This is a genomic window from Acinetobacter sp. A3 (assembly GCF_012371415.1).
In the GTDB taxonomy this organism is placed as follows: Bacteria; Pseudomonadota; Gammaproteobacteria; order Pseudomonadales; family Moraxellaceae; genus Acinetobacter.
This window is the reverse complement of the sequence record NZ_JAAZQW010000008.1, coordinates 54,075-77,385: the sequence shown is the minus strand read 5'-3', so window position 1 is coordinate 77,385 and position 23,311 is coordinate 54,075. Positions and strand designations below refer to the sequence as shown.

Annotated in this window: 17 protein-coding genes, 1 tRNA gene and 1 pseudogene; 7 read left to right on the top strand and 12 right to left on the bottom strand. The window is 42.4% G+C overall.

The features are described from left to right. Positions 1 to 66 precede the first annotated feature (66 nt). Both HHA42_RS04670 and HHA42_RS04665 read right to left on the bottom strand, forming a co-directional pair. Entirely contained in the window at positions 67 to 852 is a 786-nt protein-coding gene (locus HHA42_RS04670; protein ID WP_168525573.1) for a crotonase/enoyl-CoA hydratase family protein, read from the bottom strand. Between the two features lie 188 nt (positions 853 to 1,040). After that, on the bottom strand, positions 1,041 to 3,860 hold the full coding sequence (locus HHA42_RS04665; RefSeq protein ID WP_168525571.1) for an ATP-binding protein: 2,820 nt from the start codon (positions 3,858 to 3,860) through the stop codon (positions 1,041 to 1,043). Between the two features lie 322 nt (positions 3,861 to 4,182). Here HHA42_RS04665 and cysM point away from each other — a divergent pair, with 322 nt between their 5' ends. The 5 genes from cysM (at position 4,183) to HHA42_RS04640 (ending at position 10,537) form a co-directional block, all read left to right on the top strand. Then, positions 4,183 to 5,112 carry a cysteine synthase CysM gene (gene cysM / locus HHA42_RS04660; RefSeq protein ID WP_168419141.1) on the top strand — a complete coding sequence of 310 codons (930 nt, stop codon included), beginning with the start codon at positions 4,183 to 4,185 and terminating at the stop codon, positions 5,110 to 5,112. Positions 5,113 to 5,155: 43 nt separating this feature from the next. Next, positions 5,156 to 6,040: a 3'-5' exonuclease gene (locus tag HHA42_RS04655; RefSeq protein WP_168419139.1), complete on the top strand. Its 885-nt coding sequence runs from the start codon at positions 5,156 to 5,158 to the stop codon at positions 6,038 to 6,040. 6 nt (positions 6,041 to 6,046) lie between these two features. Further along, positions 6,047 to 7,438, top strand: a complete 1,392-nt coding sequence (gene rlmD / locus HHA42_RS04650; protein WP_168525569.1) for a 23S rRNA (uracil(1939)-C(5))-methyltransferase RlmD — start codon at positions 6,047 to 6,049, stop codon at positions 7,436 to 7,438. A 29-nt stretch (positions 7,439 to 7,467) separates the two neighbouring features. Then, positions 7,468 to 9,774, top strand: coding sequence for a bifunctional (p)ppGpp synthetase/guanosine-3',5'-bis(diphosphate) 3'-pyrophosphohydrolase (locus tag HHA42_RS04645; protein WP_168525567.1), 2,307 nt, complete (start codon positions 7,468 to 7,470; stop codon positions 9,772 to 9,774). Between the two features lie 109 nt (positions 9,775 to 9,883). After that, a complete protein-coding gene (locus tag HHA42_RS04640; protein WP_168525565.1) occupies positions 9,884 to 10,537 on the top strand; it encodes a 4'-phosphopantetheinyl transferase superfamily protein in 654 nt (217 codons plus the stop codon). 68 nt (positions 10,538 to 10,605) lie between these two features. Here HHA42_RS04640 and secF read toward each other — a convergent pair whose 3' ends face one another. From secF to HHA42_RS04615, 6 genes are all read right to left on the bottom strand, one after another. Beyond that, positions 10,606 to 11,583: a protein translocase subunit SecF gene (gene secF / locus HHA42_RS04635; RefSeq protein WP_171525195.1), complete on the bottom strand. Its 978-nt coding sequence runs from the start codon at positions 11,581 to 11,583 to the stop codon at positions 10,606 to 10,608. Between the two features lie 8 nt (positions 11,584 to 11,591). Then, on the bottom strand, positions 11,592 to 13,487 hold the full coding sequence (secD, locus tag HHA42_RS04630; protein ID WP_168460021.1) for a protein translocase subunit SecD: 1,896 nt from the start codon (positions 13,485 to 13,487) through the stop codon (positions 11,592 to 11,594). 52 nt (positions 13,488 to 13,539) lie between these two features. Continuing rightward, the gene (gene yajC, locus HHA42_RS04625) at positions 13,540 to 13,869 is read right to left on the bottom strand and encodes a preprotein translocase subunit YajC (RefSeq protein ID WP_070152813.1); all 330 of its coding nucleotides are present in this window, start codon (positions 13,867 to 13,869) and stop codon (positions 13,540 to 13,542) included. Between the two features lie 103 nt (positions 13,870 to 13,972). Next, positions 13,973 to 15,103: a tRNA guanosine(34) transglycosylase Tgt gene (gene tgt / locus HHA42_RS04620; protein WP_168525563.1), complete on the bottom strand. Its 1,131-nt coding sequence runs from the start codon at positions 15,101 to 15,103 to the stop codon at positions 13,973 to 13,975. 150 nt (positions 15,104 to 15,253) lie between these two features. Then, the gene (locus HHA42_RS13515) at positions 15,254 to 15,406 is read right to left on the bottom strand and encodes a hypothetical protein (RefSeq protein WP_252726298.1); all 153 of its coding nucleotides are present in this window, start codon (positions 15,404 to 15,406) and stop codon (positions 15,254 to 15,256) included. Between the two features lie 21 nt (positions 15,407 to 15,427). Then, on the bottom strand, positions 15,428 to 16,084 hold the full coding sequence (locus tag HHA42_RS04615) for a DUF4303 domain-containing protein (protein ID WP_252726297.1): 657 nt from the start codon (positions 16,082 to 16,084) through the stop codon (positions 15,428 to 15,430). Positions 16,085 to 16,267: 183 nt separating this feature from the next. On the opposite strand from HHA42_RS04615, the pseudogene HHA42_RS04610 reads away from it, so the two are divergent. After that, positions 16,268 to 17,214 (top strand): annotated as a pseudogene (locus HHA42_RS04610) (sensor domain-containing diguanylate cyclase). 97 nt (positions 17,215 to 17,311) lie between these two features. Here the strand turns inward: HHA42_RS04610 and HHA42_RS04605 are convergent. From HHA42_RS04605 to queA, 3 genes are read right to left on the bottom strand one after another with little or no spacing between them, the layout of a single operon-like run. Beyond that, positions 17,312 to 17,878, bottom strand: a complete 567-nt coding sequence (locus tag HHA42_RS04605; RefSeq protein ID WP_168419079.1) for a LemA family protein — start codon at positions 17,876 to 17,878, stop codon at positions 17,312 to 17,314. Between the two features lie 23 nt (positions 17,879 to 17,901). Continuing rightward, positions 17,902 to 18,930 carry a hypothetical protein gene (locus HHA42_RS04600; protein WP_168525561.1) on the bottom strand — a complete coding sequence of 343 codons (1,029 nt, stop codon included), beginning with the start codon at positions 18,928 to 18,930 and terminating at the stop codon, positions 17,902 to 17,904. A 19-nt stretch (positions 18,931 to 18,949) separates the two neighbouring features. After that, positions 18,950 to 19,987 carry a tRNA preQ1(34) S-adenosylmethionine ribosyltransferase-isomerase QueA gene (gene queA / locus HHA42_RS04595; RefSeq protein WP_168525559.1) on the bottom strand — a complete coding sequence of 346 codons (1,038 nt, stop codon included), beginning with the start codon at positions 19,985 to 19,987 and terminating at the stop codon, positions 18,950 to 18,952. 177 nt (positions 19,988 to 20,164) lie between these two features. On the opposite strand from queA, the gene HHA42_RS04590 reads away from it, so the two are divergent. Next, positions 20,165 to 20,251 (top strand) — tRNA-Leu (locus HHA42_RS04590). A gap of 305 nt (positions 20,252 to 20,556) precedes the next feature. On the opposite strand, the gene HHA42_RS04585 is transcribed toward HHA42_RS04590, so the two are convergent. Then, the gene (locus HHA42_RS04585) at positions 20,557 to 22,788 is read right to left on the bottom strand and encodes an NADP-dependent isocitrate dehydrogenase (RefSeq protein WP_168419082.1); all 2,232 of its coding nucleotides are present in this window, start codon (positions 22,786 to 22,788) and stop codon (positions 20,557 to 20,559) included. Positions 22,789 to 23,311: the final 523 nt, after the last annotated feature.

The following is a 23,311-nucleotide window of genomic DNA, read 5'->3' as shown; positions in this document are numbered from 1 at the left end:
TACATTACAAGCCCTTGATGAAATGTCAATCTCGCCTTTGGTCAAAGTAGGCAGCAGATTTTGCGATTAAAATTGACGTGGGGCAAAGCGTACTTCTGGATTTTTATCCTTTTTACGCGCCAATTGGCTATTTTTACCCAATAATAATTTTAATTGCCAAATTTTTTCTAAGCGTAAAGATTTTGCAGGTGTGTGTTCCATGGCATCCAATACTTGTTTGGCTGCTGCCAAAGCATCGGGAGAGCGCTGTGCAATTTCTTCGGCAAGCACTTGTGCTTGTTGTAATGGGCTATCGGCAAGATGTGTCACTAAACCAATTTCTTTGGCATAGTTGGCATCAAAAATACGTGCGGTGAGGGTTAATTCTTTGGCAAGGTCTAAACCAATTAAACCTTTTAAAGAGCGGCTGAGTCCCATGTCTGGCACTAAGCCCCAGCGACTTTCCATGATCGACATTTGTGTATCGGGATGCGCAATACGAATGTCTGCAGCCAACGCCAGTTGCATGCCTGCGCCAAAACAATAACCTTGCATTGCTGCAATGACAGGTACAGGTAACTCTTGCCAAACCAAAAATGCTTTTTGGAATAGGCTTTGTCCTGGTTTAATCAGTTCCCAAGCTGCAAAAGCACGGTTTTGTGGATTGTTTAGGTCGGCTAAATCAATGCCTGCGCTAAAAACTTGTGCTTCGCCTGTTAAAATTACACAACGTAAGCTACGGTCTTTTTTCAGTTTTTCTGCGGTGCGTACCAATTCCTTGAGCAGGGCAAAGCTCATCGCATTGCGCTTGTCTGGACGGTTTAATGAAACGATTGCAATGCCATTATTTTTTTCAATACGAAGTAAGGTCATGTTGTGCACTCTTGTTTTGACTGGGCAAAGCATAGCATGCACAGACCCAAGATAAATGACAGCAGAGTCACGGCCAAAACGGTGGACTCTGCCTGAAATGATTCCTAAAAATCATGTGATGCTTTTTGTGAAACGTGTATTTAAAACGCTATTTTTGCTTTGACGAAATGCTATTCATCCCAGATTTACTACGAACCAGTTGCTGTGTGTTGAGCAAAAATATGTTCTGCTGCATGTTCCACTTGTTGGATGCAGGCTTTTAGCTCCTGATAACGATTCAGCACTTCCTGCACAAAGAGTTCGTCGGCTTTACGACGTTCCTTGCGCAAGGTCGATACAAACTGTTCAAATGAGCCCGTGACATCCTGCAGGTTTGGTGTGCCAACATAACGGGTTGCACCATATAGCCGATGCAATACGTGCTCGAGTTGCGGAAAATCTTCCAGTTCAATCAGTTGTTCCATTTCATTTAATTCGGTGGCAAAACTGTCGACCAGCATTTTTAGTAAATCTACTGCAAGGTCTTCTTTGTTGGCAGCGAGCATCAGACTTTGTTGCCAGTTCAGCACGTCTGGATCAAGTGCTTCAATTACAATGGCTTTATCAACCGCAGGCGGTTTATTAAAACTTTGCGTGGTCCAGTGGGTGAGAATCTGAATGATCTGCTCAATCTGAATCGGTTTGGTGACATAGTCATCCATGCCCACTTTCAGCAGTTTTTGTTTTTCATCGGCAAGTGCGTGTGCAGTCAGGGCAATAATTGGCAGACGTTTGTGATTTTCCAGTGTCGATTCTAAAGAACGGATCGCCCGGGTGGTGTCTACCCCAGACATAACAGGCATTTGAATGTCCATGAAAATCAAATCGAAAGGCTGTAATCCTTGCTCAATACGTTGTTGCAGAATATCTAAAGCCTCCTGACCACTTTGTGCCTTGGTGGTGGTGACGTTGAGTTCGCCCAATAAAGCTTCTAGAACAATCAGGTTTGGCAAGTGATCATCTACTGCCAAAATGTGCAAGCCTTTACCATCAAATGAAGTTGCATCAGGTTCGACAAAGTTGTGTTCATTGTTGAGTAATTGAATCAGCGCAGAACGACTGAGCGGTTGATACAAGGCGCGTGCACGGTACTCATTCAACACACTTGGGTCAATTGACATTTGATAGCCATAAACAGCCAAATTTCCCTGATAACGTGTGCGAATTTCTTTCAATAGCGCTTCGGTGTCACTGCTGTGATCCACAATTAACCAGGTATTGTCTTGCGTATTTGCTACATCTTTTAAGCGGCTGAATAAATCTAAAATAGAAGCTGTTTCAATGTGTTGTACTGCATAATTTTCTAGATAATGACGCAAAACATTGGCAGTGGCAGGGTGTGCCAAATATGACACCACTTGCACATCTTTAAAGCTCGGATGCTGTTGCTCATGTGCCTCATCTACAGCAAACATGGCGGTAAACCAGAAGGTTGAGCCTTTTTCTGTTGGGGCACGCTCTTGATTGTCTTCAAAGCCAATTTGACCTTGCATTAAATGCACTAATTGCTTGGAGATCGCAAGGCCTAAGCCTGTACCACCAAACTGGCGCGTGACTGAAGTATCGCCCTGAGAGAAAGATTCGAACAGCTTTTTGCGGTCTGTGCCGCTTAAACCAATGCCACTATCCTGTACGCTAAAGTGAATCAGGCATTGTCCAATATCGTCATGTTCCACGCGCGCACGTACAATAATTTCACCATCGGGTGTGAATTTAATCGCATTGGAAATCAGGTTGGTTAAAATTTGTTTAAAGCGTAAAGCGTCACCCAACACATGCTGTGGTACGTTGTCGGCAAAGTAAAAAGCCATGTTGATGTGCTTTTGTGCGGCCAAAGGCGAGAGCATATCCATCACATCAAAAATGGCTTCTTCTAAATCAAAAGGCGCAGTATCCAGTTCCAGTTTACCGGCATCAATTTTGGAAAAATCCAAGACATCATTAATTAAAGCCAAAAGGTGTGCAGACGACTTACGAATGGTTTGTAAATACAAATTTTGCTCATTACTCAGGTTTTCCTGACGCAATAACAGGTGAATAAAACCATCTATACTGTTCAGCGGGGTTCTGAGTTCGTGACTGATATTGGCCAAAAATACCGATTTGGATTGGTTGGCAGAAATCGCTTGGTCACGTGCTTGACGGTAGGTGATGTTCTGCACTTCTAAGGTGTCGAGGGTACGACGCAAGTCATCTTCAGTTTGTTCGGTATGTTCTTTGAGTTCCAAAAAGCTGAAATGCAGGCGTTTGACTACATTGGCAATATCACGCTGTAATAAACGCAGTTCACCCGTACTGTTAATCACCATGTGTTGATCAAGCGTATCGGCATTCAGACGTTGCAACTGCATGCGAATTTCATACATCGGTGCAATCCAGCGACGTGAATAGAAATTCAGACACAGCAATAACAGTAATAAGGTCAGTAAACCTGTGGCAATCAAGACAATCATGACCCGATAGCGGGCAATTTGTAGCGGTTGATTGTCTAGCTCAATCAATAACCATGCAGGTTGGTTGATGTCTTGCTGCACTTGCATGCCATAAACATGATTATTGTTATATAGAATTGGGCCAAAAAACTCGGCATTTTTTGGAAATTTTGGCCAGCCCGCTTGGTCTTGAAAGCCCATGCTTAAGCGTCGTGTACCTGTGGCATCAATCAGTGCAGTACGAATCAAATGCTTTTCGTTCATCATATTTTGCATATAAGAACGTGCTTCTTCGTACTTCCATGGAAAGCTAGATAATTGATGTAGGGCTGCTTCAGACGGTAATTCAAATCGGGTCAAAATCGCAATTGCCATTTGCCGCTGTTGTGCTTTGGCTGCATTAGAGGTTTCAGATAGAACCAACATGGTTCCAACACATGCCAAAATCATAATTGGCACAAAAATGAGCGCAATCAGCTGTCCATAAGCATGATTTAAGTGCAAGCGCTTAAATAACTTTTTGTTGATATTTGACATGGTTCATGCAGTTTAATCCTTATGCAAGGCAGTTTAGCATGCTTTATTTCGGCTGACTGTGTTTTCATCTGCTTCTGTGCTAGAGATGTCGATTTTCATGGATGCGTAGGTCATTTATAGAAGTTAAGTCGTGTGGATTTAAACGGTATTTGATGTGGTTGAAGCGATAAAAAATGAGTCAAAGCAATGAGGGGCCGCAACGATGCAAAGGAATGCATAAATTCTCGGCAGACTCTTGTAGATTTGATAAAAAGCCAGTGAAAAACGTGCAGGAAGGTGCATTTTTTCATACAATAAGCCCACCTTGATATTGGTACAGAGCATGCGTGATACCCAACCAGATTTCCAAAGTGATGAGTTTTTACTAGACCATTATGTGGGCAAAACCCCATTGGTGCGTTTGCAGCGTTTGGCTCAACATACGCAGGCAACGGTTTTGGCAAAACTGGAAGGGAATAACCCTGCGGGTTCGGTCAAAGACCGTCCTGCCTATAACATGATTATGCAGGCAGAAAAACGCGGTGAAATTCGACCAGGTGATACTTTAATTGAAGCAACCAGTGGTAACACAGGCATTGCTTTGGCAATGGTAGCAGCCATGCGTGGTTATAAAATGCAGCTGATCATGCCTGATAATATGAGTCAGGAGCGTAAAGATGCTATGCGGGCTTATGGGGCTGAACTGATTGAAGTGACCAAAGCACAAGGCATGGAAGGTGCACGTGATTTGGCTTTGCAAATGCAACGTGAAGGCAAAGGCTTGGTGCTGAATCAATTTGGTAATCCTGACAATGTGCAGGCACACTATCTGACCACGGGCCCTGAAATTTGGCAGCAAACGGGTGGAAAAATCACTCACTTTGTCAGTTCTATGGGTACCACAGGTACCATTATGGGCGTGTCTAAATATTTAAAAGAACAAAACCCAGATATTCAAATTATTGGTTTACAGCCTTCCGACGGTTCAAGCATTGCAGGTATCCGTCGCTGGCCTGAAGCCTATTTACCGACTATTTTTGACCGTAGCCGTGTCGATCGTATTATTGATATTCCGCAAATTGAAGCTGAAAAAACCATGCGCAAACTGGCGCAAAAAGAAGGCATCAGTGCGGGAACATCTTCAGGTGGTGCGGTTTGGGCGGCATTAAAAATTGCTGAAGAAAATCCAGATGCAGTCATCGTGTGTATTATTTGTGACCGTGGTGACCGTTATTTATCGACAGGGTTATTCTCTGTTCAAGACCCTGAATAGCCGAAAAGCATTCATTTCTTTGTAGCTGACTGAGTAAAATCGTATGCGTTTACCTGTGCTGATTTTCGATATTGAAACCGTTACCGATTTGAAATCAGGCGCGCATTTATATCAGCTGAATTTACCTGAGGCTGAACTTGAACACGCGTTGATGAAACTGCGTCGGCAAGAAGCGGGCACCGATTTTCAGCGTCTGCCTTTGCATGAAATAGTCTGCATTTCAGGCTTGTGGATTGATGAACACGGCATGAAACTGTTTTCATTTAGCCGCGAACAAGACAGTGAAGCAGCAATGCTGAAAAAGTTCTTGTCTATTTTTGATAAGCGTCATCCGACTTTGGTGAGCTGGAATGGTTCGCAGTTCGATCTGCCTGTAATTTTATTCCGTGCCATGTATCATGGGCTGTCTGCGCCGAGTTTGTTTGATCAGGGCGAGATTGATCAGCAAAAACGTTATAACAATTATCAAAACCGTTACCATCAACGTCATGTCGATTTAATGGATGTGATGGCCATGTTCAATGGTCGCCATTTTCAGAAACTGGATGATATGGCCTATTTGTTGGGCTTTCCGGGTAAGCGGGTAGATGCGGGTTATCGTGTCCCTGAATTTATGCAAACAGGTGAATGGCTCAGACTGACACGCTACTGTGAAGGCGATGTACTGAATACTTGGCTAATTTATCTGCGCTGGCTGTTGCTGAAAGGGCAGTTATTGCCTGAAGATCATACTTTATGGGTACAGCACACCATTCAATATTTGCATACTCAACCGCAACATGAAGATTTTTTGAAAGTGTGGCAGCAGAGTTCACAGCAAACTGAATTTACCCGTGCAGACTTCCCTGAGCAGGCTTCATCTACAGCACAGAATCAGGCGAGCGAAAGTTCAGCATGGTCTGCTCCTTCACCTTCTTCTGACGCCTAGGTACACATGAAACATCGCAGCAAACAACGAACGACTCAGCAGGCTGTGCATTGCTTTCAGGTCGAGTCTTTATCGCATGAAGGGCGTGGTATTGCACATTATGGTCATCAGGCAGAGCATCCTGCTGAAAAGCACGGTAAAACGGTGTTTATTGAAGGAGCTTTGCCCGGTGAAACTGTACGCGCCAAAATTACTCAAAGTAACAAGCGTTTAGAACAAGCCGAATGTTTAGAAGTACTAGGTGAGCCGTCAGCTTTGCGGGTAGCTCCGCCATGTCCGCATTATCAACAATGTGGTGGTTGCAGCATGCAGCATATTCAGGTGGATGAGCAGATTCGTTTAAAGCAACAAGTGTTGCAGTCACACTTGCAGCACTTTGCGCAGGTGCAGCCTGAAGAGTGGCTTGCGCCATTACGTTCAAAACGTGAAGATTATCGTCGTAAAGCACGTGTTGGTGTGCGTTATTTGCCCAATCAAGATAAATTGGTGGTCGGTTTTCGTGAGCGCAACAGCAACAAACTGACCAGCATTGATCGTTGTTTGGTGCTTGATCAGGCTTTTGGTTCTTTGACTCGCCTTAAGCAGCTACTCCAAAGTCTAACAGGCAAAGCCCATATTGGTCATATAGAATTGGCCATGGGAGATCAAGAGATTGCTTTGGTGGTACGGCATACAGAAAAATTATCTGCAGCCGATGTCAACCAATTACAACAATTTGCGTTACAGAAACATTGGCAATTGTATTTGCAACCTGAAGGCCCAGACAGCTTACATCGGGTTGATGATCCACACGCACCGATGCGTTTGCATTATCGTTTAGATGATTTTGATGTGGATTTTGGCTTTCATCCGCAAGACTTTACTCAGGTTAATTCAACCATTAACCCACAGATGGTGAAGCTGGCATGCGATTTGCTTGAGTTAAAATCAGGTGATCGGGTGCTTGATCTGTTTTGTGGATTGGGCAACTTTTCTTTACCACTGGCGCGCTGCGTTGGTGCGACAGGATCAGTGGTTGCAGTTGAAGGTTCTGAGCAGATGGTGCAGCGTGGTGCAGAAAATGCACAGCGCAATGATTTAGATCATGTTAGGTTTTATTCACAAGATTTAACAAAAGATTTTTCGCATCATTCTTGGGCAAATCAAGGATTTGAGGCATTATTAATTGACCCTCCGCGCTCAGGTGCAGAGGAGGTGATGCATTATGTGCCCAAATTTGGTGCAGATAGAATCGTTTATGTGTCGTGTAATCCAGCCACACTCGCAAGGGATGCAGGTGTATTGGTCAAGCAGGGCTATCAATTGAAAAAAGCAGGTGTGATGGACATGTTTACCCATACGGATCACGTTGAATCCATTGCCTTGTTTCAGAAAGAAAAGCAAATAAACGATTTATAATATGAAGTACATAGAGGTAGGAGAAGGGTATGGTCACAGTACGTGAACAACTTCCTGGACGTTTAAATGAACTGTCTGAGGAAACGACTGTAGAACATGCCGAACAAGCACGACAAGATTTGGCAGAATGGCTAGATCGGGTACGTGATATTTATGATGGGGCAGCACTTGAACAATTAGAACACGTAGCCAATTACACCCTGAAAAAAGAGTTGGAAACTACAGTCAGTCATCGTTCCAATACTTTATATACTGGTATTGAGATGGCAGATATTTTGGCGCACTTGCATGTCGATGAAGACACCTTGTCGGCAGCTATGCTGTACCGTGGTGTGCGTGAAAATGTGATTCATTTAGATGAAGTACGTGAAGAATTTGGTGAAGCGGTATATGGCTTGATCAAAGGCACTTTATCTATGGGTAAACTGTCTGAACTGATTGAAAAAAATAAACGTCTGGAAGATCACTTTAATAACAATCAGCGTGAGCATTTAACAGGCATTTATAAAATGCTGATTTCCATGACGGAAGATGTGCGTGTTGTGCTGATTAAACTGGCAGAGCGTACCTATTCTTTACGTGAGCTAGCTACAGCTTCAAAAGAACGTCAGGAACGTGTTGCACGTGAAATTCTAACCATCTATTCGCCATTGGCACACCGTTTGGGTATTGCTCAACTGAAATGGGAGCTTGAAGACTTAGCTTTCCGTTATTTAGCACCAGATCGTTATAAAGAAATTGCCACACTACTTAATGAAAAGCGTTTAGAGCGTGAAAATTATATTCAAAGTGTGATTTCACAATTGCGTACAGAATTGGGCAACAACGGTATTCATGCTGAAATTAGTGGTCGGGTTAAACACATTTATTCGATTTATCGAAAAATGAAAAGTAAGAACCTGAGCTTTGATCAGTTATATGACATTCGTGCTGTACGGGTCTTGGTCAAAACCATTCCTGAGTGCTATCACTCATTGGGTATTGTGCATCAATTGTGGCGACATATTCCGCATCAGTTTGATGACTACATTACCAATCCGAAAGCCAATGGTTATCGCTCTTTACATACCGCAGTGATTGCAGAAAACAAATCACTAGAAGTGCAAATTCGTACCATGGATATGCACGAAGAAGCTGAGCTTGGGGTATGTTCACACTTCAACTATAAAGAAGGTTCTAAAGCGACAGACCATTCGTTTAATCATCGTCTACATTCTTTACGTTCGGTGCTGGAACATTATCAGGAACGTAATGATGCCAGCGCACATAAAGATGATGATGATTCTGAAAACTTTGAACAAATCCAAGAGTTTGAAGATTTTGAAAAAATTTATGTGTTCAGCCGTGATGGTGACATTAAAGAGTTACCACGTGGCTCGACCGTACTGGATTTTGCTTACCATGTGCATACCGAAGTGGGTAACAAATGTTATGCCGCACGGGTGAACCAGCGTTATGTGCCGCTGACCTATACCCTAAAAACAGGTGAGCAGGTCGAAATTCTGACCAAAAAAGACCGTGAGCCAAACCGTGATTGGTTGGTACACTCTTTGGGTTATATCAAAACAGCACGTGCACGAGATAAGTTACGCCACTGGTTTAGACAGCAAGACCGCAGTAAAAATCTGGAAGTTGGGCGTGAAGTACTGAATAAAGAATTATCACGTTTGGCAATTCACCCGAAAAGTATTGATTTGAATGATTACTGTAATCATTTCAATGTCAAAACAGGTGAAGACATTTTGATTGGTTTGGTGAATGGCGATATTGGTCTGCATGCCTTAATCAATCAGGTTAACCGCCATATGCACTTGGATCAGGATGAGCCTGAGCTGGTGCTGAAACCAACGTTGAATCCACGCGCCAGCCACACACTTTCTGCACATGGTATTTTGATTGATGGTTTGGATAACGTCGAGTTGCACATTGCACAATGTTGTCAGCCTGTACATGGCGAGGCCATTGCGGGATATATCACCCTGAACCGTGGCGTGAGTATTCATAAAGTGGCGTGTTCAGACTATATTCGCATGATTGGTAACGAGCCTGAGCGTGCAGTTGAAGCTGACTGGGAAATGCAGCCGACCCGTGGTCAGAGTGTGCAGATTGTGGTGGAAGCTTATGACCGCCGTGGCTTGCTCAAAGATTTAACTCAAGTGATTTTTGCCGATCAAATTAACATTCGTCAGGTCAATACCATTTCTGAAAATGATGGAATTGCCAATATGAAATTGTTGATTGAGGTGAAAGGTCTGGCACAGCTTTCTCGTTTGTTGGCACGTTTGGAGCAGCAACCGGGTATTATCAGTGCACGCCGTTTGGTGCAGGGTAGTTAATCTGAATCACTTCTAAAAAACCAGCATTGTGCTGGTTTTTTTCTATACGGCTTGGGTTGGTAATTTCAATTTGCTGTAGGTTAAAGCCAAAGGAATAGGAAGATTAAGGATGAGTCAAACAGCTAAAAAAATTCATGTAGATGTGAGCCCTATTCATAAAATTTTTGTTCCTACTACAACAGATTCACGAACAGAACAGATTCAACAGCAAAAGCAGGCGATTTACCGCTATCGGAATCAATTACTCTCAAAGTATTTAGCACAGGATATTCAAAATAGCGATATTCAGCGCAATGTACATGGCAAACCTTTTTTAAGTGAATTTCCAAAGTGGCATTTTAACCACAGCCACAGTCGTCAACATTATGCATTGGCCAGTAGTACGCAAGTTCAAGATTTAGGTATTGATGTAGAGGATTTAGACCGTCATGTACGTTTCGATGCTTTGGCACAGCATGCCTTTCATCCAAATGAATTACGCTACTGGGCAGAATTAGAGCATGCACCTGAATACTGGTTTCGGGTTTGGACCACCAAAGAAGCTGTGCTGAAAGCTTCAGGTTTGGGTATTCGTTTAAGTCTAAATGAACTAGATACAGGGATGCACCCTGAAGCACAGGGGGGAATGTGTCATCATCCTCAGATTGGGCATTTTGCTTATCAAAATTTTAATTTAGCCAGCTGTATGCTGACTGTGGCATGGCGATCTGCACCTTCATGTGCAGGATTTCAGTTTCCCCAAATTCAAATCATTCAACATTAACTTTTTGTTGGCGTATTAAAAAAGCCTATCTGAAGATAGGCTTTTGAGTGATCTAGCTGAATTCACAATTAAGGAATTTCTTGCTCTTCACCTTCAAATTCAGGCTTCACTTGTACAATAAAGTCCTGACGGTTCAGACCACGCCATAGGGCAAAAGCGGTACCAATATAAATGGAAGAATAAGTACCTACAAATACACCCACAAACATGGCAATCGAGAACCATTTCAGGCCATCACCACCCATGACCATCATCGCCACAACAACTAAAAGTAGAGTCATAGAGGTGTGAATGGTACGACGTAAGGTTTCAGTTAACGCAATGTTAATTACTTCCAGTGGGGTTGCACCACGAATTTTACGGAAGTTTTCACGAATACGGTCAGATACCACAATGTTATCGTTCAGTGAGAAACCGATAATGGCCAAAAGTGCTGCCAAGACAGTCAGGTCAAATGGCCATTGCATCATGGCAAAAATACCCAGTGTCACTACAATATCGTGGAATAAAGACAGTACTGCACCCATCGCCAATTTAAATTCAAAGCGAATGGTCACGTAAACCAACATTAATAACAAAGCCAATGCTACAGCACCTGCTGAACGGACGTATAGCTCGTTACCGACTTGACCACCCACCACATCAACTTTAGGTACGGCAGCTGCGTTATTTGGCAACTGTACCGCAGCGGTAATCGCTTTGGTTAGGTCCTCGGCTTCTACATCTTCCTGTACAGGCATACGCACCATTAGGTCGCGGTCAGAGCCAAGGGTTTGCACCACAGGGTCATTGAAGCCAGCTTTGATTAAAGCACTTGATACATCAGTCGCTTTAACAGGGTTGCTATAGTTTAGTTCTGCCGCAATACCGCCAGTGAAGTCCAAACCTAAATTTAAACCTTTGGTGGCAATAAAGAAGATACTGGCAACCGTAAGTAGAATAGAAAGCAATGCCGCAGGCAAAGCAATCTTCATAAACGGAATCACGCGCTCATCTTCAGGGCGACCGTATTTTTTTGAAGGTAGTTGAGTATTCTCAGTCATCAGTGATCTCCTTAAATGCTCAACTTTTTCAAGTTACGTTTCTTGCCATAAATGATTTGTACAATTGCACGGGTTACTGTAATTGCAGTAAACATTGAGCAGACAATACCAATCATTAGGGTTACGGCAAAGCCTTTAATTGGGCCTGTACCAATTGCGAACAGAATGAAGGCCACCAAGAAAGTGGTCAAGTTCGAGTCGAAAATGGTGTTATAAGCTCGGTCATAACCTGCCACAATGGCTTGTTTAGGCGAGGCTCCCCACTTAATTTCTTCCCGTATTCGCTCACAAATCAGAACGTTGGCATCTACCGCCATACCAATGGTGATAACGATACCAGCAATACCTGGCAAAGTGAGTGAAGCACCAATCCAAGACATGACAGTTAAAATTATGGCAAGGTTGAAGACCAGTGCAAAGTTGGCAATCAAACCGAATAAACGGAAGAACACCACCATCCAGATTGCGACTAAAATGAAGCCGATCTGCGTGGACAATACACCTTTATCGATGTTTTCTTGACCTAAGCTTGGACCAATGACACGTTCTTCAACAAAGTACATTGGCGCAGCCAAGGCACCTGCACGGAGCATCAAGGCCAATTCTGCAGCTTCTTGCGGAGAATCCAGACCCGTAATACGGAACTGTGAACCTAAAACAGCTTGAATGGTTGCCGCATTAATAATCACAGATTCGGTATACGGGGTACGTACTTCGGTTTGTGTACCTGTTTCATCTGCCACATAGCTAATACGCTGTTTGTTCTCAATGAACAACACCGCCATACGTTTGCCAACCGCATTACGGGTAGCATCCGACATGAGTTTACCGCCAGCAGCATCTAGGGTGATGTTTACTTCAGCACCGCCTGTGTCTTGGCTAAAGCCACTAGAGGCATTCTGAACACGCTCACCTGTTAAAATACGGCTACGATTGAGAAGTAACTGACGACCGCTGTCTAAGGATTCAAAAGCAAAAGCTTCTGTGCCTGGTGGCACTGTACCTGTGGTTTGACCTGTATATGGGTCAATGTATTGATCATTCAGATCAGACACCAAGCGGAATTCGAGGTTTGCAGTACGACCAAGGACACGTTTTGCCTCGGCAGTATCTTGAACACCTGGCAATTCCACCACAATACGGTTGCTGCCTTGAGTTTGCACCAAGGCTTCGGCTACACCTAGTTCGTTAATACGGTTACGCAGTGTGGTCAAGTTTTGATTGACTGCATAAGACTGAATTTCCTGTTTGCGTACATCGGTATACGTTAGGCGTAAGCTCGAACCTTCAGTTGTCGCTACCGCTTGTTGAGTGTACTCATTGCCGTTACGGCGCAAGAAATCCATTACAGCATCACGGTCTGCATTGTTAGCAAACTGCAAGCTAATGGTGTTGTTGTTCAGTGACAGACTATTGAACTTCAGCTTGTTGTCACGTAACTGACGACGTAAATCTGTAGCTGAGGTTTCCATACGCTGGCTGATGGCCTTGTCCATATCCACTTCTAACAGGAAGTGAACACCGCCACGTAAGTCCAGACCTAACTTCATTGGTTTTGCACCAATTTTTTGTAGCCATTCTGGGGTGGTTGGTGCAAGGTTAAGCGCCACAACGTAGTCATCGCCCAAACCACGGCGCAAAGCTTCTTTGGCTTTGAGCTGTGCTTCTGAGGTGTCTAAACGCAACAATGCAGCATTGTTGGTAAAGCTGTTGTCATGACTGGCAATATTTTCTGATTGTAAAATTTGCTCTGCTTTTTGTACGATGCTTTGATCAATTTGGGTACCAGCTTTGGCACCTGAAATTTGAACAGCAGGTTCATCTGGATACAAGCTAGGCAGGGCATATAATGTACTCACCACAAGAACTACGAGGATGAGTAGATATTTCCATGCTGGGTAACGCATTTATTTTCTTCTTAAAATGAAAAAGTCGTGCGTGAGCACGACCCTTTTTTGATTAAAGATTGTTTAATGTGCCTTCAGGAAGAACTGAAATGACACTCGCGCGTTGAACTTTAACTTCTACACCACGGCTTAATTCAACTACTGCAAAATCACCTTCAATTTTTGTGATTTTACCCATCAAACCGCCTGCAAACACCACTTCACTACCAACGCCCAAGCTTTCAATCAGTGCACGGTGTTCTTTGGCACGTTTTGATTGTGGACGCCAAATCAAGAAGTAAAAGATTGCAATAAAAACAGCAATCATTAAAAGGTTGGCTACAAGGCTTGGTTGTTGTGCAGCTTCACCTGCTGCGTGAGCAGTCGAAATAAAAAGGCTCATTTCATTTTCCTAAACTAAAAACTGGCGATCAGTGATCTGATAATAAATTGGGTTTGTTCTGCAATTTACCTTGTCTTTTTACTCAGCGCAAATACTGAAAAGACTAATCTTCAGGACAAGGTGGAACTTCTAGACCACGGCGGGTATAAAAGTCCTGTACAAAATCATCAAAAGTACCGTTATCCAAGGCATTACGGATGTCTTGGGTGAAACGTTGGTAATAACGTAAATTGTGGATGGTACCCAACATAGAGCCGAGCATTTCGCCACATTTTTCTAAATGGAACAAATAGGCGCGAGTAAAGTTTTTACAGGTATAACAATCGCAATGTGGGTCGAGCGGGCTTTGATCATGGCGATATTTACTGTTGCGAATACGCACCAAGCCATCGGTCACAAAGTAATGTCCATTACGTGCATTACGGGTTGGCATCACACAGTCGAACATATCTACACCACGACGAATGGCTTCAACAATATCTTCTGGTTTGCCCACGCCCATCAAATAACGTGGTTTATCTTCTGGCATTTTCGCTGGCAAATAATCCAGCACTTTGATCATTTCTTCTTTCGGTTCACCGACTGAAAGACCACCAATGGCATAACCATCAAATCCAATTTCAAGCAAGCCATTTAAAGATTCATCACGTAAATCTTCATACATGCCGCCCTGAATAATACCGAACAGGGCATTGCTGTTGTTGAGTTCATCGTGGTGATGGGTTTTACAGCGTTTGGCCCAACGTAAAGATAATTGCAGTGATTTTTGTGCTTCTTCATGTGTTGCAGGGTAAGGCGTACATTCATCAAAAATCATGACGATGTCGGAATTCAAGGTTTTCTGAATTTCCATTGAAATTTCAGGGGATAAAAATACCTTTGAGCCATCAATGGGTGAACGGAAGGTTACGCCTTCTTCTTTAATTTTACGCATAGCGCCTAGGCTGAATACCTGAAAACCGCCTGAGTCAGTCAAAATAGGCTTATCCCATTTAATAAACTCGTGTAGACCGCCGTGTTCCTGAATCACTTCTAGTCCCGGACGTAAATATAAATGGAAGGTGTTGCCTAAAATAATTTGTGCCTGAATTTCTTCAATATCACGTGGTAACATGCCTTTGACCGTACCATAGGTCCCTACAGGCATAAACACAGGGGTTTCTACAACACCATGTGCAAGGGTTAAGCGGCCACGACGGGCACGTCCCGACTGACCTAGTTTTTCAAACTTCATATAAGTTCCAAATCAAGGCGAAAAAACAGTTCGCTGATTGCTAGCGCTAAAAGTGCACTATTTTCCTAGATTCTGCAGGGAATTGCCAGTTGAGATACGTTTTCATTGTTAAAAATTACGTGCAAAAAATTTCAGTCACTTTATTGGAGACTACGTGGCGTAAAATTGCTGAATCCGTTGGGTAATTTCTTCTTTATGCAAGGCAAACTCACCTTGTTCATGGCTGTCCATCGCTGCAACATGTTGAATCAGGCGCTGAACATACAGATTGCTGTCAATAAAACTTGGCTCTAGCGTGAGCAAGTAGGCTTCATGTGCAATGCTTTAATAATCATAAGGCTCAATTTCTAAAAGCTGTGCCAAATCGGTAAGTAAATCTTTATCGACCTGTTGCAGTTTGAGTTTGTTGTGCTGTGTATTGGTGGTTTGCACAGTATGCTGCACATGATGAGCAAGTAAAAATTCATCCAGTAATGCGCTGGGTGCATTTAGAAATTGTGCAGAATAAATTTCAAAATCATGCTGTTTTGGAATATGAATCAAAAATACAATCTGACTCAAATCTAGGCCATAAGCATTGGAGAGTGCTTGTTTGGCTTGTTGGAAAATATCCAATAACAGTTCTAGATGGTTGTATTGTGGGGTGTCGGGGCTATTGAGTAGGGGGTTGCCATATATATACCGCTGTTTGAAATAATCTGCAAAAATATTTTTAAATTGATGCAACCCCTGAGCACTATGCGTTTGGGTGCGATAACGCCATTTTTCCACGTTCCATTTGTCTGCTTCAGATAAGTACTCAGCAGAATCTTCCTGTTCACTAAACAGACTGCGTGTGCTTGAAACTGCCAGATAATCGATGCCTAGATATTCATTTAAAACTAATGCGCAGGCATAGAGTTGATCGGGTTCATACTGCTCATAGAGTTGAAAAAACTCTTGAATTAGGCTGTCTTTTAAATTTTGGAGATGATTTAGCATGGTGATATCGCGACTTTTTTTATTGTAGGAATGCTCATTTTTATTGAACAGTAGTTGTTTGTATTTTGTTCAGGTTTTGATTGTCTCAAAGCTGAAAAAAATGTCAAGAATGCTCAATAATTTGTAGTCAAAGTGCAGCTAAGTTGTTAAGTTGTCCTTAGAGCCAATTCATAGAGGTGGGTTATGAGTGCGTTAAAAGAAGAACGGTTTTATCAGACTTTATTAGAAACAACCAATGCAATTCCTTGGCAAATAGATTGGAAAACCAAAGAATTTAGCTACATTGGTCCACAAATTGAAGCTTTATTGGGTTGGACACAAAAAAGTTGGCAGACTGCGCAGGATTGGATTGATCGGATGCACCCAGATGATCGGGAAAAACCGTGAATATGTGTGTCAGTTTGTCCGATCAGGGCACTGACCAGGCCGATTATCGAGCTTTAACGTCTACGGGTGACTATGTTTGGATTCGCGATGTGGTGCATGTGATACGCGAAAATAATGAAACTGTGGCAATTATTGGTTTCATGTTTGATATTTCTGAACGTAAGCGGATGGAGTTGGAGCTTGAAGCGCTGTATCGGAAAAATCAAGAGTTGCTACTGCAAGACCCTTTAACGCTGGTTGCGAATCGTAAAGCCTTAAGTGAGCGCATTGAAAATGAGTTTAAACGTGCAACACGAAAGCAGCGTGCATTGTCGCTTTTATTCATCGATATTGACCATTTTAAAAAATATAATGATGAACATGGTCATTTGCAGGGGGATCATTGCTTAATTAGCGTGGCGCAATTGTTGAAGCAGCATTTTTCTCGTGCATCTGATTTTGTCGCACGCTTTGGTGGCGAAGAGTTTGTGGTACTTTTACCTGAAACCAGTTTAAAAGATGCTGTATGGCTTGCCGAAGAGTTTAGATGTGCCGTGTGTGATTTGGAAATTCCGAATTTGGCGACAGGGAAGAACACGCAAGTCACGGTCAGCATTGGCGTAAATTGTTATGCTGTTCAGCAGCAATATCATAATGTGGTCGACTTTTTAAATTCAGCCGATGAGTTGCTGTATTTAGCCAAACATAAGGGGCGTAATCAGGTGCAATATAGTGTGGAAAATCTTGCATTTAAAGCCCTGTGATCTAATTTTTGTACATCTTCATTGAGTGTAAAAGCAGCAGATTTAACCCTGCTGCTTTTTTATTTGAGCTGCTTTAATGCTGCTAAGCATAGATCTATTAAAAGTTTGGACGATAATCGAAACTTTGAGCTGCACTATTGTCACGAAACGCACGAACAGGCTTTTTGGCAGTCGTTGCAGTATTAATGATGTTGTTTGGAAAGACCTGAATGTAATTATTAAATAACTCTACATTGCGGTTATAAATGGTAATCGCAGCGCCCACATTTTCATTTTGCTCGTCAATTTCATGCATCATTTTTAAATACAGTTGATCGGCTTTGAGTTCAGGGTAATTTTCTACCACAACATTTAAGCTACGCATTAACTCTTTGCTTAAGGCTTCAACACGTTGTAACTGACCAACATCGGCATTATTGATATTTAAGTTCATGATGTTCTGGCGCAGTTCGGTCACTTTTTCTAAAGTTCCTTTTTCCATGCCTGCATATTGCTCAACCACAGGTGCAAGTTCTTCCAAAGTTTTTAATTTTTGACGCTCAAAACTGGTGACATCTGCCCATGCACGAATGGTGGCATTGAAATGACGCACGATATTGTTGCGAATCGTTATAACAATCAAGATGATAGCAATAACGACCAAAAGAAAAATTGCGATGCCCATAGTGTTGCCCCAAGACCATTTTCTTATTCAAGAAAATCAACTAAATCGGTTTGTAATTGTTCCAAATAAGGTAATTTAAAAGTGCGTAAGTGTCCACGTAATGCTGAAATATCTTGAATGTTTTTTGCTTTACTGGAAATTTCAAACAGATTTTTGCTGCCTAAAAAACATAAGGTGTGTCGTTCAGGGTGAAACAATAAATCCCCTTGCTGATGCTGGAAAAAATCATCCAGTTTTAACACCAGAGCGGGGCTGAGTGTGCGCGCCATTTGAATCGCATCACTACCAAAGAAATTGAGTTTTTGATTCAGTCGGATGTCACTGGTATGCCATGGTACATGGTAGGGCGCACCAAAAGTTTTTTTATTGGTGCTAATGGCTAAACCTTGAATTTTCACATCAAAGACAAAGACACCCGATAAATAGCGCACCACTTCTTTGACTTTATAATCATTGCCATTTTTGTCTTTAATACGTATTTCACTGACATAGCGGTATTCAAAAAGCAAAACCTGATGTTGTTTGCCCTGTTGATCAAGCCAAACGGTACTGGCATAGCGGGTAATGTCATTGGAAAGATTACCCAAATGAAATAAGGGGAACATCGCTTTTAAATGGGCGATAAAGTAAATGGGTTGCAAGGTTTTGGCGAGGTGCTGCGGTGGTTGTTGCCATGCCAGTTGGTAGCGTTGAGCAATGCTTTCCTGTTCTAAAAAAGCAATGACTTCTTCAATGGGATCATCTTGTTCATAGGTAATAAATGCCCAAAAAATACAGACTACACCTATCAGCAAACAAAATTGCAGCCAGAGATTACTCGGTTGAATCAAAAGTAATAAACAGAACAGCACACCTACAATACCCAGCAGTATCGGCAATACATTTTCAAATTTTAGGGTGATGTCATCTTGCCAAGGGTGCAAACCATCCAAAATTTCTTGATGGCTTTGGGCTTTTTTTCCAATATCCCAAAGCCGCGCGATATTGCGAAATACCCGCTTATTCTTCTTACGTCGAATGTGAATGGAGTGTTGGACAGTATCGAGCGGCATGGAGGTTCTTCACAAAGGCTTAGGCTTGCGCTTGATCAATCAGCATGGCATCGCCATAACTAAAGAAGCGATAGTGTTCTGACACAGCATGTTGATAAGCACGCATTACATTCTCACGACTTGATAGGGCAGAAACCAGCATCAATAGTGTCGATTCAGGCAAGTGGAAATTGGTAATAAGACGATCCACCACTTTAAACTGATAACCTGGATAGATAAAAATTTGTGTATCGCCAGACCATGCAGCCAATTCGCCGCCGTGAGCTTGTGCTGCACTTTCTACAGCACGGGTAGCGGTGGTACCCACTGAAATGACTTTATTGCCACGTGCTTTGGTGGCACGAATTAAATCTACAGCAGCGTCTGAGACCTCACACCATTCACTGTGCATAACATGATTGGCAATGTCATCGGTACGTACAGGTAAGAAAGTACCTGCACCTACATGTAAGGTCACGAAGGTTTTTTGAATACCTTTATCTGCTAATTGTTGCAGCAAAGCTTCATCAAAGTGCAGGCTTGCTGTCGGTGCTGCCACACTGGCAAGTTTGCTCGGGTCATTAAATACGGTCTGATAGCGTTCGGTATCAATCGCTTCTGCTTCACGGTTAAAGTAGGGGGGGATAGGCAGCTGCCCATAAGCATCCAACACGTCTAAAATGGGTTGCGAAAACTCGACAATAAACAAGTTTTCATGGCGTCCCTGCACGGTCACTTTTACCGCATCTGGCCCGATAAATAGTTCTGCCCCAGCTTTGGGTGAGTTGCTGGCTTTAATATGACAATGTGCAATAAAGCGATCTTGCAGGCGCTCTACTAAGACTTCTACTGCACCGCCTGTTGCACGTTTACCCTTAAGGCGTGCTTTCATGACTTTGGTATCATTGAGTACCAGTAAATCGCCCGCTTCAAGTAAATTCAGTAAATCGGTAAATTGATGGTCATGGAATTGACCTTGTGCATCAAGATGCAATAGGCGAGAAGCACTACGGCTTGCAAGTGGATAACGTGCAATAAGTTCATCGGGGAGATCAAAACTAAAGTCAGAAAGCTGCATGATAAAACAAGTCAGAAAACTAGAAAAAACTGCGCTTAGTATATGCTTTTTTAAGTTTTATAGATGAAATTGGTTGATTATAAATCAAAAAAATGACAGCTGATTTAATTTTAAACAATTGCAAAAAACTTGCGTTGACAAGCTGTCAAAAAAGTTTATTATACCCATCAACACCTACCCGAGGTGGTGAAATTGGTAGACGCGGCGGACTCAAAATCCGCTGTCAGAGATGACGTGTCGGTTCGAGTCCGACCCTCGGGACCATATAAAAGAAAAGCCCTCAAGCATATTCAGACTTGGGGGCTTTTTTATTGTCTGGCAAATTATTTGGAAATCGGCCAATCATATTGAATATTCTCAAATTTTTAAAAGAAGGCTGTCGTTTACTTTAAGTTAATTTTCTTGGTTTATGAATCAGAATGAGCAGACAGAATAAGAAATAAAGATATATTTGAGGATATAGCTCACTTTTTTAGTCTTTATTGATTTATTTACAACAAAAAACCAGTGTTTACACACTGGTTTTTTGTAGAACAAGTACTGAATAGAATCAGTACCATGTCATAGAATTAAACAGTTTCAAGTGCTGCGTTGAATGTTGCGCTTGGACGCATAACAGCATTCACTTTAGCTTGGTCAACTGCATAGTAACCACCGATATCAACCGATTTACCTTGAACTTCTGCAAGTTCCGCCACGATTTTTTCTTCGTTATCAGCTAAAGCTTTTGCAAGTGGTGCAAACTTAGCTTTTAACTCAGCATCTTGGTCTTGGTTTGCAAGTGCTTCTGCCCAGAATTTTGCAAGGTAGAAGTGGCTGCCACGGTTGTCTAGCTCGCCAGTACGACGTGATGGAGATTTATCGTTGTCTAGAAGCTTACCAGTTGCTGCATCTAAAGTTTGAGCAAGAAGTTTTGCTTTTGCATTGTCTTCTTTAATGCCCATTTCTTCTAAAGAAACAGCCAGTGCAAGGAACTCACCTAATGAATCCCAACGTAAGTGGTTTTCTTCAACCAACTGTTGTACGTGTTTCGGTGCAGAACCACCAGCACCTGTTTCGTACATACCGCCGCCTGCCATTAATGGAACAATAGAAAGCATCTTCGCAGATGTACCTAGCTCCATAATTGGGAACAAGTCAGTTAAGTAGTCACGTAAAATGTTACCAGTCACAGAAATGGTGTCTAGACCACGCGCAACACGTTCAAGCGTATAACGCATTGCACGAACTTGCGACATGATTTGAATGTCTAGACCTGTAGTATCGTGATCTTTCAAGTATTTTTGTACTTTCTTGATCAATTCATTTTCGTGTGGACGGTATGGGTCAAGCCAGAAAATTGCAGGCATACCTGAGTTGCGTGCACGTGTAACTGCAAGTTTAACCCAGTCGCGGATTGGTGCATCTTTCACCTGACACATACGCCAGATATCGCCTTCTTCCACATTTTGCGTCATCAACACTTCACCTGTTTCTAGGTCAGTGATGTTGGCAATACCTGCTTCAGGAATTTCAAATGTCTTGTCGTGAGAACCGTATTCTTCAGCTTTTTGCGCCATCAAACCAACGTTTGGCACAGTACCCATGGTACGTGGGTCAAAGTTGCCGTTCCACTTACAGAAATTGATCATTTCTTGGTAAATACGTGCGAACGTAGATTCTGGCATTACTGCTTTACAGTCATACTGCTTACCATCAGCACCCCACATTTTACCGCCACCACGGATCATTGCAGGCATAGATGCGTCAACAATTACGTCGTTTGGTGAGTGGAAGTTGGTGATGCCTTTCGCTGAATCTACCATTGCAAGCGCAGGGCGGTGTTCTTGGCAAGCGTGTAAATCTTCAATGATTTCTTCACGTAAAGAAGTCGGTAAGGTTGCAATCTTTTCATAAAGACCAGCCATACCGTTGTTTACGTTAATGCCAAGCTCTTCAAACAATTTACCGTGTTTTTCAAACGCTTCTTTATAGTAAATTTTTACACAGTGACCAAATACGATTGGGTGAGATACCTTCATCATGGTCGCTTTTACGTGTAAAGAGAACAAAATGCCTGCTTCTTTACAATCATCTAATTCTTTTTCATAGAAGTCGCAAAGTGCTTTTTTGCTCATGAACATTGAATCGATGATTTCACCGTCAAGTAACGCAACTTTTTCTTTCAGTACAATGGCTTCACCAGACTGAGTGATGAGTTCCATTTTTACGTTACGTGCACGGTCTAAAGTCATAGATTTTTCACCGTGGTAGAAGTCGCCTTCATCCATGTGTGAAACGTGCGTTTGAGACCATTGCTTCCACTCGCTCATAGAGTGCGGGTGTTTTTTCGCATAGTTTTTCACAGCAGCAGGTGCACGACGGTCTGAGTTACCTTCACGTAATACAGGGTTTACTGCAGAACCTAAGCATTTGCCAAAACGTGCGCGAAGTGCTTGCTCTTCTTCAGTGCTTGGGTTTTCAGGATAGTCAGGAATCGCAAAACCTTTTGCCTGTAATTCTTTAATACATGCAACCAATTGCGCAACTGAAGCACTGATATTTGGGAGTTTGATGATGTTTGTATCTGGATCTTGCGTGAGACGTCCGAGCTCTGCGAGGTTGTCGGCAACCTTTTGTTCTTCGCTAAGGTAATCTGAAAATTCAGCGAGTACGCGTGCAGCAACAGAAATGTCAGTTTTGACAATTTCAACGCCCGCAGGTTTGGTAAAGGTCTCAATGATCGGCAGCAACGAGTAAGTCGCCAGTAGCGGCGCCTCATCGGTCAGTGTATAAATGATTTTTGACTTTCCACCAGCCATATATAGCCCCTTGCTTTGATTAAGTTTTTAGGAGCCAGATTTAGACTCAGCTCCTGCGAACCGATTTGCTTAATTTAACCTTGAGAGTATCGACTCTCCGTGTATTTCAGTCAACGTAGATCCTGTGATAACGACATTTCGCTACGAAATGATGTGTCGCATTTGTGCTGAGCATGTGCCGAATCTTATGCAAAGTTTGCTCAATGCCGAACATAAAACCCGTCTTCGGTATTTACGATGGAAATACGAGCCAAATCGTATAAATGATGATCAGGTCATCAAAATTAGTTGTTATTTTATTATAAATTAATAAGATGATTGTTCGACTTAAGTCGTATGTTTGAAAAATAACCGATAGAAAGAGCCTTGTTACATATTTACACAGCTTATTTTGTAAAATTATCAAGCATTTATAAGTTAAGTTTAATATTGGTGATGACGTAAAATCTTGTAACTTTGCAAAGGTGTATGAGGTTGCTATAGCTTATACACACATAAAAGGTCTGACTTATATGTAAAAAGT